Source organism: Neobacillus cucumis, assembly GCF_023715505.1.
On record NZ_JAMBOH010000011.1, the window covers coordinates 21,169 to 32,595 of the forward strand.

General features: G+C 39.9%; 9 protein-coding genes. 4 read left to right on the top strand and 5 right to left on the bottom strand.

Going from position 1 to position 11,427, the window contains the following annotated elements:
- Positions 1-84 precede the first annotated feature (84 nt).
- Positions 85-1,086: a DUF3231 family protein gene (locus M3226_RS16570; RefSeq protein WP_251566976.1), complete on the top strand. Its 1,002-nt coding sequence runs from the start codon at positions 85-87 to the stop codon at positions 1,084-1,086.
- A gap of 241 nt (positions 1,087-1,327) precedes the next feature.
- On the opposite strand, the gene galE is transcribed toward M3226_RS16570, so the two are convergent.
- Entirely contained in the window at positions 1,328-2,341 is a 1,014-nt protein-coding gene (gene galE / locus M3226_RS16575) for a UDP-glucose 4-epimerase GalE (RefSeq protein ID WP_251566983.1), read from the bottom strand.
- A gap of 260 nt (positions 2,342-2,601) precedes the next feature.
- The gene (locus M3226_RS16580; RefSeq protein ID WP_251566985.1) at positions 2,602-3,618 is read right to left on the bottom strand and encodes a serine hydrolase domain-containing protein; all 1,017 of its coding nucleotides are present in this window, start codon (positions 3,616-3,618) and stop codon (positions 2,602-2,604) included.
- A gap of 139 nt (positions 3,619-3,757) precedes the next feature.
- Between M3226_RS16580 and M3226_RS16585 the strand changes: the two genes are divergently transcribed.
- The 3 genes from M3226_RS16585 to M3226_RS16595 all read left to right on the top strand — a co-directional run bounded on the left by M3226_RS16585 (position 3,758) and on the right by M3226_RS16595 (position 5,760).
- A complete protein-coding gene (locus tag M3226_RS16585) occupies positions 3,758-4,228 on the top strand; it encodes a hypothetical protein (protein WP_251566987.1) in 471 nt (156 codons plus the stop codon).
- The gene (locus M3226_RS16590; RefSeq protein WP_251566988.1) at positions 4,228-4,743 is read left to right on the top strand and encodes a hypothetical protein; all 516 of its coding nucleotides are present in this window, start codon (positions 4,228-4,230) and stop codon (positions 4,741-4,743) included. Before M3226_RS16585 ends, M3226_RS16590 begins: the two co-directional genes overlap by 1 nt.
- A 111-nt stretch (positions 4,744-4,854) precedes the next feature.
- Complete coding sequence (locus tag M3226_RS16595) at positions 4,855-5,760, top strand: DMT family transporter (protein ID WP_251566990.1); 906 nt, start codon at positions 4,855-4,857, stop codon at positions 5,758-5,760.
- Between the two features lie 142 nt (positions 5,761-5,902).
- Here the strand turns inward: M3226_RS16595 and M3226_RS16600 are convergent, their stop codons facing one another.
- The 3 genes from M3226_RS16600 to M3226_RS16610 form a co-directional block, all read right to left on the bottom strand.
- Complete coding sequence (locus tag M3226_RS16600; RefSeq protein ID WP_251566992.1) at positions 5,903-8,905, bottom strand: EAL domain-containing protein; 3,003 nt, start codon at positions 8,903-8,905, stop codon at positions 5,903-5,905.
- 354 nt (positions 8,906-9,259) lie between these two features.
- Positions 9,260-9,475 carry a spore germination protein gene (locus M3226_RS16605; protein WP_251566994.1) on the bottom strand — a complete coding sequence of 72 codons (216 nt, stop codon included), beginning with the start codon at positions 9,473-9,475 and terminating at the stop codon, positions 9,260-9,262.
- Between the two features lie 460 nt (positions 9,476-9,935).
- A complete protein-coding gene (locus M3226_RS16610; RefSeq protein WP_251566996.1) occupies positions 9,936-11,273 on the bottom strand; it encodes a gluconate:H+ symporter in 1,338 nt (445 codons plus the stop codon).
- Positions 11,274-11,427: the final 154 nt, after the last annotated feature.

Here is an 11,427-nt window from a genome sequence, read left to right on the forward strand (position 1 = left end):
CTTTTTAGTCGAAGTTGAGTATACAGGAAAGCAATTTGGAAAATATATAGAGCAAGAGAACTTAAAGGTAAAGGGGAGGCAGTAATGATGAGTGAAAATATAAAAATGGCATCATCTGAATTGTCTCAACTATGGGTTACATATATAAATAGCTCAATGGCAAGTTGCGTGTTAAAACATTTTCAAGAAACAACAGAAGATTCTGATATCCAAGCATTAGTAAAGTCAGCATTTGAGTTCTCAGAAGCAATGGAATCAAGAGTGAAACAACATTTTCTTTTGGAAAAATTGCCGATTCCTTATGGTTTTACTAACGCTGACGTTAATTTGGAAGCACCCAAACTATTTACCGACCGATTTATTATTGAATACCTTAAGCAAATGCTGGGATTTGGTTTAGCAACATATAGTGTTTCTCTTGCTGTTTGCCCTCGTAATGATGTTCGTCAGACGTTTAACTATGCAATAGAACAAATCACTAGTCAACTTAATCAAATTATCGAGGTTCTTTTGAAAAAGGGATTATATATTCGACCACCTTATATCCCTTATCCCAAAAAAGCAGAATACGTTCATAAGGAAAGTTTTTTTAATGCATTATTCGGCGATAGAAGAGCATTAAATTCAATAGAAATTACCACTTTGTTTTACAATACGCTAACAAATTCTCTGGGAAAAGCGTTGATAACTGGATTTTTACAGGTAAGCCAAACTCAATCAATTAAGGTATTTATGAAGCGTGGTAAAGGAATAGCGGCTAAACATATAGAGGTTTTTGGGTCTATCCTGCGTGACGATGATATCTCGAGTATATCTACATGGGAGTCTGAGGTTACTGACTCAACAACCTCACCCTTTTCCGAAAAACTCATGCTGTATCATCTCCTCTACCTAAATGGAGCAGGAATGGCCTCATATGGGAATGCATTAGCAACAAGTAATAGACGTGATTTAGGGGTGACATACGCCCGACTCATAGCTGAAATCGCCACTTATCTAGATGATGGAGCGGAATTAATGGTCCGCCTTGGTTGGTTTGAAATGCCACCCTGTGCAGTTGATAGAAATAAGTTAGCAGGGATCTAGTTGAAAATAATCTGAGTTCAAATCAACAATAATAACACACTGAATTTCGCATATGAAATCACAGTGTGTTTTTATTGTTATCAAAATGGCGGCTACTGATTTGTTCTTCTACTTATATTTTGGTCCAGAGTCCCTATTGACTCCTGAATCAATTCCGCGGCTTTAGGCCCCGTTAAATCATCTATTTTTATTAACATAAAACACTACCCTATCTTAGGTCCTGTCTCCTGCTCTAATCGGTTTAATCCTCATACCCATTCGGATTATTTTTCTGCCATCTCCACGAATCCTCACACATTTCCGTAATTCCCTTAGCAGCAGTCCAGCCAAGCTCATTTTTTGCTTTGGATGCGTCAGCGTAACAAACAGCAACATCTCCTGGTCTGCGATCAACAATCTTATAAGGAATCTCGACGCCAGAAGCCTTTTCAAAAGCAGCGACAAGCTCAAGCACACTATAGCCCGTACCCGTTCCAAGATTATAAGCCTCCACGCCTGTTACTGGAAGGATTTTTTCAAGCGCCTTTAAATGGCCAATGGCCAAGTCGACGACATGAATATAATCACGGACACCTGTCCCATCGACGGTTGGGTAATCACTGCCAAACACTTGTAATTGCTTTAACTTGCCGACCGCTACCTGAGTAATGAACGGCATTAAATTGTTAGGAATTCCATTCGGGTCTTCGCCAATTCTGCCGCTAACGTGGGCTCCAATTGGGTTAAAATAGCGTAATAAAGCAATACTCCATTCGGGATCAGACACATACAAGTCTCGTAAAATCTCCTCAATCATCAGCTTAGTCCGGCCATATGGGTTGGTAGCCCCTAGCGGGAAGTCCTCTGAAATCGGCACCCGTTCCGGCATTCCGTACACCGTTGCGGAGGAACTAAAGACCAGATTTTTGACACCATATTGCTTCATAACTTCACAAAGAATCAGTGTTCCCGTGATATTATTATGGTAATAGTGAAGCGGAATCGATACCGATTCACCCACTGCCTTTAAACCCGCAAAGTGAATGACCGCTTCAATTTGATTTTCCGCAAAGACCTTCTCAAGACCATTCCGGTCAAGCAAATCAACCTCATAAAAAGCAAAATCCTTACCTGAAAGCTCTTTTACTCTTTCTAAGGATTCCGGTTTACTGTTTGAATAGTTGTCAACGATGATAATTTCATGTCCGGCATTTAACAGTTCTATACATGTATGGCTGCCGATATATCCAGCTCCGCCCGTTACTAACACTGCCATATGATCTCTCCTTTGTTTCGGCTTTCTAAAACCTTCTAATTCTACATCTTCTTACAAACTACATCTATAATACCAAAAATTTTGTCAAATAAATACAAATACCAAAAAAAATAGGGGCATCTATGCCCTATTAACTAAATATTAAGACTCTCACTGACTAAAATTTCTCCTACTTGTCTCATACTTAATTTCTCATAATTAATAGTGACAAGATCAATTTTTCCGCTCCGGCAATTCATCAATCAATGCAGCTAATCGTTTTAGTGAATGATATTCTTTATATCGCTTGAAAGCTGATGAATATTGATGTTCTTATCACGAACATTCAGCAAAATCGCCATGATGGTATGATCCTTAAAAAATACATGCAGCGTTTCCCAGCCGCCAACTACGCCCCTGCTAAAAACCTGATTGCCGTAAATGTAGACACCTTCTCCATACTTTGATGGGGATCCAGGTGTCAGCATTTCCTGTAAACTCCGTTTAGAAAGGAGCTTCCCGCTTAGTAATGCCTCATCAAACAAGCATAGATCAAGAGCCGTGGAATAGATATCCCCACAACCGAATAGCTTGGACCAATTCAGTATATTGACTGGCAGCGCATAATCCCCCGTCTTTATATAACCTTTCGAATTAAAGGGCACCGGCCTGTTTTTCGTTATAAATCCGGAATGATGCATCGAAGCTTTGTCTAAGATATTCTTTTGTATATAGTTATGTAATGATTCTCCTGATGCCTTTTCCACGACTAGTCCTAACACGAAATAATTGATATCATTGTAATCCCACTTCTTACCGGCAGGAAATTTAACGCTAATCCCTTTCAGCATATCTTTTGATTTTCCATGGAGGAATAGATTCTCTTCTATTCCCGACGTATGGTTTAATAAATGAATTAGTTTAATACGGCTGCCATTTGGGAAGTTAGGAATAAACGTTGATATGGAATCCTCCGTGCTTAGCTTTCCCTTTTCCTGAAGCTGCAAAATACAGGCTGCTACAATCACCTTAGTGACGGATCCGATGGGAAAAGTCGTAGAAGGCCGGTTCACTCTCCCAGTAGCTCGATTGGCTAAACCAATCCCCTCGTTAAAAATCACCTTATTTTTCTTCACTACAGCAATGCTCCCATTGACATGTTTGGAAAGCAGATAAGCTTGAATCTTTTCCTGAACTTTTTGGGTCTGGGCACCAGTATTCCTTACACCAATTTTTGAGCTCACGGAACAGCTTTGAGCGATTAAGAAAAGGGTTATGACAAGATATTTGAATTTCATGTGATCACATCTTCCCTTAAGTGTCCATGTGATTATTATGCCTGAAAAGATGAATAAATAACAAAAACATAAATTGATGCAAATGATTATAAATTTGTGGGACATAATAAATGAAAATGTCGGATAAAGGGGAGGCAGTATGTCTTTTACCATTTATTCAACCATTAGTTTAATCGCCATTATTTATTGCACGGTTAGGCCCAAAATATTGAATACGCTAGAACTGACGATGATTTTCCTTGTAGTTATGTACTTAGACAGTAATGTCATGGATTTCGTCATGTTAAATTTAGACAGAATGGGTTTAGGAAAAACAAGTTCGGACCGGTTCACCTTTTACCTTTCATTTATCGTGTTATATCCGTTAATCATTGCCTGCAGTTTAGATCATCTCAGGAAGGTTCAAGCGAAGCCTGCAAAAGTTCTAATGATTCTCTTTGCAGTCTTTTCAATCGTGGGACTAGACAGTGGCTTAAAGTATTTAAAAGTGCTCACCTATAAAAACTGGAGCTGGTCATATGATTTGGCGCAATGGCTTTGTATATATATAATCACCTTCTTCCTTCATTATCTATTTCGAAAATTAGTCCTGAAGGAGTTGAAACATTAATGTTATTACTACCGGATAAATTTGATGAAAATGAATGGTTTATTGTTATTTCCCTAATTGTCGCTTATGTATTACTAGTAAAACTGCCTAAAAGATTTCCGCTCACCATTACATTGCTGATTCTTTTCTTCGGAATGGCCTATGTTCAAGTAAGCGACCATATTTTAGCGGGCTCAGGCTTTAATTTGTATGATATCAATGATTACGGAAAATACGAATGGTTTGATTGGATTGGCTGGTTCATCTACCCGCCGTTTGGGTATTTCTTTATTTATTTTTTTGATAAGTGGTCGATTCGTGGTCTGCGATTATTTTGGTACATTCTCGGCTGGTCCTTTATTGCCATGCTGGTGGAATGGATTAGTCTAAAATTTAATATGTTCAAATATTATAGATGGAATTTCGCCTACTCCTACCCGATTTATCTACTCACCTTATGCATTTATCTACTCTTTTTCCTATATGTAAACAGAACCTTTCAAAAATTAAAGTCTTTAAAGAAGCCGGTTCATTAACTAACCGGCCTCCTCTACTTGGTTATTTTTTGGAAACACGTTGAGACACCAAAAAAACACGAGTATAATAAGGAGTTGTTTGATATTAGTTATGCACCATAGGAGGAAGACATGAAACAGGAAGGTTCACGATCGATTGCCCTGCCGCTGACGATTTCGATTATTGCCATTTCGTTTTCGGCTATTTTTGTGAAGTGGTCAGACGCGCCGGCCTCTATTCTGAGTATGTACCGGATGTGGTTTGCCAGTATCTTAATGCTGCCAATCGTTTGGAAAAAACGTCACGAATTTAAAAAAATCGTCAAAAAAGATTGGTATTTTCTATTTTTTTCCGGCCTCTTTTTGGCATTTCACTTTGTTCTTTGGTTTGGTTCGTTAAAATTAACGACAGTAGCAAGTTCCACCATTATCCTGGCCTTGCAGCCGATTGTTTCTCTGGTTGGCGGATTCTTTTTGTATAAGGAACGAACCACCCTTTCAGCGTTGCTGACAATGGGCATTGCCATCATTGGCGCGATGATGATTGGCTGGGGTGACTTCGGCCTGAGTAAAGGAGCAATCATGGGAGATATCCTCTCCTTTTTTAGCGTAATCTCTGTTGTCGGTTACCTGTTAATCGGCCAGACGACGGTTAAAAAGGTTTCCCATTGGCTATATAGCTTTTGCGTCTTTTTCTCCGCGGCGATTGTTCTTACCATTTATAATCTTTCAGCGGGAGTTGAGGTTATTGGTTACCCGGCAAAGGAATGGGGCATCTTTCTATTGCTCGCAACGGTTCCAACCGTTAGCCATGTAATTAATAACTGGCTATTAAACTATGTAAATGCGACGACGATATCGATGAGTATCTTAGGAGAACCCGTTGGGGCTACGATATTAGCGTTCTTCTTGTTGCACGAACATCTGGCAGGCTGGCAAATCGTCGGCGGACTGCTCGTTTTGGCAGGAGTCTTTTTCTTTTTAACCCAGAAGCAGCAAATGAATGTCCAGGAAGTGGTAAAGGAAGGGACATACTAAAAGAAAAAGTGTGTGGGCGAGCGGAAATATCAACTGGCCAGTTGGCAGGCATAGATATTTAATGAAAAATCGGTATGTGCGATATTGCAAAAAAGGACGCTTAGATGCGTCCTTTTTTTGTACGGTTTACATTTTTGACCTTTTATGAAAGTAATGCTTGATGACTCTGGGAATGGATACCTTTTCCAATTGCCCATGCCAATGCTTCTGCTTTTTTCATATCGGTGATATCCCTTGCCACACCAATAATATGCTTTACTTCTCCATCCTTATCCAATATAGGGGTCAACATGGTCTTAAATAACTTATAGCTGCCGTCATTGACCGACATGCGAAACTTAAGATGGTACGGCTGCTTTCTCTCTGTTATCTCATTCATAATGGCTGGAAAATCCGCTTGATCCTCAGGATCTAAATCAGAAAGGAATGTCCTGCCCTCATAATAACTAGTCGGCAGTCCCAGGATCGTGCTATGGGACGGGGAAGCATAGATGATCCTTCCTGTTAAATCAAAGATGGTAATTAAATCCGTCATATTCTCGGCCATTAGCCGATACAATTCCAGGCTGTCGCGCAGTGCCTTTTCTGTTTCTTTTAATGGTGTGATATCAATGCAAGAAACAATCACCTCGACTACCTTTCCGCCTCTTTTAATCGGACTTAACGCAGCTAAATAATAAACACCATTGATTTCAGCTTCATAGGATAGATTCTCTTCACCATCCCATGCTCTTTTGTAGATTTTCGCTTTTTCTTCCGCCTGTTTCTGTGGGATAAATTCACCTAAATCCTTGCCTACTATTCTATCCTTTGTTAATCCAATCTTATATAAAAGACTGCCCTCACACCATGTATGAATAAACCGGCCATCGATTTGTTTAAATTTCAACGTCAATCCCTGCTGACGGCTCATTGTATCCTGCAGCTCCTGTTGGGTAATCCGGTAGGCTTCCTCTGCCCACATTCTGTCATTGACATCCTGCGATATCCCAAATTCTTTGACAAGCTGTTCAATTCTTGTCCATGCTTTAATCAAATCTTCAGCAGAAACCGGTTTACTAAAGAAATAACCTTGTCCCTCATCACAAAGGTGCTGCTGTAAAAAGACTAATTGTTCCCTTGTTTCAATCCCCTCAGCCACCACTTTCAATTGGAGATGGTGTGCCATTGAGATAATCGTTTTTACAATCGTATCATCATTATTATTATTTAACAGCTCCCGTACAAAGGACTGGTCAATCTTTAACGTATCCACTGGAAACTGTTTTAAATAATTCAATGAACTGAAGCCTGTTCCAAAATCATCAATACTGATGAGAACACCAAGCCGCTTTAATTCGTGCAGGGTGGAAATCGTATGTTCAATATCGATCGTCATACTTTCCGTAATCTCAAGTTCTAAATATTGTGGCGCTAACTCGGTTTCGTTTAGTACTTTCTCGACAGTTGCGACGATGCTCGCATGTGAGAACTGGCGCGCTGATAGATTTACAGAGATGACCATTGGCGGGAAGCCATTCACCTGCCATTTCTTATTCTGTGTACACGCTTGCCTTAGAACCCACTCTCCAATCGGGTTAATTAAGCCTGATTCCTCCGCAACTGGAATAAAATTCACCGGCGAGACCATTCCCCACTTAGGATGATTCCAGCGAAGCAATGCTTCTGCACCGAACATTTTCCCTGTTTTTAAATTCACCTTGGGCTGGTACTCAAGGAAAAGTTCACTTTTTTTAACGGCCTGATGAAGTTCCATTTCCAACGTCAATGGATTGAAATCTCCATCATACTGGATACAAGAATAAAAACGATACGTCTTCTTTCCAGCCTTTTTCGCTTGGTACATGGCAAAATCTGCATGCTTTATCAATATTTCAACCGTGTCGCCATCCTCTTGGGATAAACTGATTCCGATGCTCGGTGAGGTAAAAACTTCCGTCGTATTTAATTTAAACGGTGTTGACAAGGCATCGAGGATTCGATTGGCGATCATATCAGCTCTTTCTCGGTCTGTCTCCTTCAAGAAAACGATAAATTCATCCCCGCCCTGCCTAAAGATCAAATCCTTATCTGATAGTGAAGCTTTTAACCTTTTGGCCACCTTCTTTAAGAGCTGATCGCCCATGGAATGCCCTAATGTATCATTGACAATCTTGAATCGGTCAAGGTCGATAAATAATACGGCTAAGTTCTCAATCGTTATGGCCCCATTCGTGAGAAGTGCATTCAACATGTTTCGGTTAGGGAGACCAGTTAAATAATCATGATAGGCTAAATGCTGAACCATTTCCTCATTTCTGATTTGCTCGGTGATATCTTTCGCGATGCCATACATTCCAACAATTTGTCCGTCGACAATGATCGGAATAGTGGTCGTGTCTAGATTAATAAATTCGCCTGTTTTGCGCTTCAGTCGAAATTGATTTTTTTGCTGACTTCCCCCATCCTGAATGGTTAAATGGAAGATCCTGATGGTCTTTTCTAAATCTTCCTCATAAATCAGTTCCGAAAAATTCTTATCCAATAGTTCTTCCGGACTATAACCAGATAATGTTTCGCAAACGCTGTTTGCACTCGTAAATCTCCCCTCTAAATCTAGCGAGTAAACGGCATCAGAATGATAATCAAAAAGGGATTTATAGCGCTGTTCACTCATTTTGATTTGCTGTTGGAGTCTCTTGTTCTCCGTAATATCGTTTCCAACAGCCATGAGAGCAGGCTTGCCACTAAACATAATATTGGTCCCAACCGCCTCAACAAAAATCGTTCTTCCATCTAACGTATGAAATCGATACTCACGGATAGCAACATTTTCTTGTTTAGACAATCTTGTGAGGTTATTAATTAGCTCTACACGGTCTTCAACATGAATAAGTTCAAAAATACTTTTACCGAAAAGGTCCTGCTCATTGGCAGCACCAAACAGTTTCATCGCGGCCTGGTTGGCAAACACAATATGATTTTCTTGAAAAACAAGAATGGCTTTTGGGGATACCTCTACTAAACTACGGTAGCGATGCTCACTTTCGATTAATTCCCGCTCGGTTTGTTTCCGCTTGGTCACATCTCGGACAGACACCGTTATATATTTACCTGCTATAATCAAAAAAAGGATGATGAGTGTAAAAACAAAGATGACTTCCAAGATGCTCCCCCCAAAAACTTCTATCTATATAATAAATATTATATCTGACTATCTATTCTTGCTAATATAGCAAGAATAAGTTTTTTTCACATTGCCAAATTATTTCCATAGCATTTCAACTTGCTAACGAAAAAATGTTTTGAATATATAAGAAAAGCGCAAGCGCCTTGGTCAGCCCCGACAAGCACAAGACGAGCCGGCCGAAAGGTTGCTCTTTAACCTTTTGGACGGATTGGCTTGTGACCTCGAGGGGCTAGGCGCTGGAGCTGGACAATTTTCGAAGTCAAAAACATTTATACTTTCTTATCTTTTGAAAAAGGCTGTCATCGATTCATGACAGCCCCTCTTTTTGAGTTATGCATCCTGAACAATTGGCTGATCAATAACATCGCAATCAGGAGCATTTGTTGCACTAACTCCGCTAATGGTTAAAATGTGCACACCTGTATTATCAGACCCGGCGCCAAATGCTGTTTTTGAAGCACTTTTAGGAGAAACAAACAAGGCACCTCCAAATTGCACGATCCCGCCGCTTACGGTATCAATCTTGACTGGGGGATTGAAGGACATATTAGGAACATTCCTTTACTGTTGAATTTCTTACCTTACTTTATGTCAGACTGCATTCTTGTGTGTTCGCCGGCATTAAATATAAATGGCTCCAAAACTTGAGTAGAATGTAAGAATTTAAAAAACGGAGCAATATGGAGAAAAATAGAGTATTTGTAAGAACCATTTTTATTATAACGCTTTCTTGGTAAATGATGTCGTTTTCAGAGTAATTGTTGCCGTTTTCAGTCCACTTGTGATTATAGCCCTTTTCATTGATAATAAGGGTATCAAAGAAATGGAGGAAAATACGATGAGAAAATTATTAATGAATCTTGTAGAAAAAATGGAGAAAAACCATGAATATGTTCCATTCACTCAATCAGAACCAGTACATCCCAGCCTAAGAAAATAAGCTATGGGATGTTTTTTTTTTGCAAAAAAAAGTACCGCATATCGAATGCGGCACCATATGTCCGGTTTAGATAAACAAGCTAAGCAATAAGACAATTCCCAATCCGACAAGTGAGTTAATTAACAGAAGAAGTCCCCATGATTTTAATGTATCTTTAATGGATAGATTAAAGTATTCCTTAAACAACCAGAAAGAAGCATCATTCACATGAGTAATCGTGTTACTGCCAGCAGCAGTTGCTAATACCATTAAGGCAGGATTGACATCAAATTGATGCATTAATGGGCCAACGATCCCCGCAGCGGTAATCGCAGAAACAACACCTGTACCTGTCGCTAAACGGAGCAAAGCTGTAATAAACCAAGCCATAATAAGTGGTGAAATGCTTGTGTTTTCCATCATTTTGGCGATATACTCACCAACGCCCGAGTCTAAAATAATTTGTTTGAACGCCCCTCCTGCACCCACGATGAAGATGACCATTGCAACGCCCTCAATCGCCCCAGAAAAGGATTTCATTACTTCAGGCATGGTTCGGCCAACACGAATACCAAATACATACACGGCCACTAAGACAGCAAGTAACATACTAATTTCGGCACTTCCGAAGAAGTTTATAATTTGATAGGCTGTCGAACCTTTTTTGATAAAAATGTTTAAAATAGTTGCTGCAGTAATAATAATCGCAGGAATTAACGGAACAATTAAACTTACAGCAAATCGGGGCATTTCATCATCAGTAAACTCTTTTGACTTCTTTAATAATGGTGGAACCGGACGTTCCACATTACGCATCAATTTCGGAAAAATAATCCCTGAACAGATAATGGCTGGAATAACCACGACTAGACCCAACATATAAACCATACCCATATCTGCACCATAGGCAGAAACAAGGGCCACTGGACCCGGCTGCGGCGGGAAAATACTATGGGCCATTGTGGCTGCGGCAACCATCGTCACTCCAAGGCGTAAGTATGGCATTTTTGCTTCAACCGCGATACTGATCACTAGTGGAGCTAAGATAATAAAAGCTACCTCGTAAAATACGGAAACACCGAAGATCGCTCCGACGAGCAAGATGGCCCATTGGACATTTTTGACACCGAATTTATTTAGGAGTGTAGACGCTACTCGTTGTGCAGCACCTGAGTCAACCATCAATTTCCCCAGTACTGCACCAAATCCGATCACTAACGCCAAACTGCCAAGTGTGCCGCCAAGACCTTTTTTGATCGTTTCGATGACTTCTGGAAGCGATAAGCCATTCATGATTCCTACGAATATAGCAGCAATTAGGAGTGCCAGAACCCCATTAAGTTTCCATTTCATGTTCAAAAATAAGAGTAATGCGACCCCCACCGCTACCCATATGATTGGTAATGAGTTTGTTAGTCCCTGCATTATATATCCCCCCGTTGTATCATTTATTTTTTACTGCAACCCTTTTCACTATTCTATAAAAAAGAAAATAAAGGTTTCGCTTATTTAATTTGTTTACTAAACAAATTACATTAGTAAGGTTAATATAGACTGATACCGCTGTCAACCTTTTAGA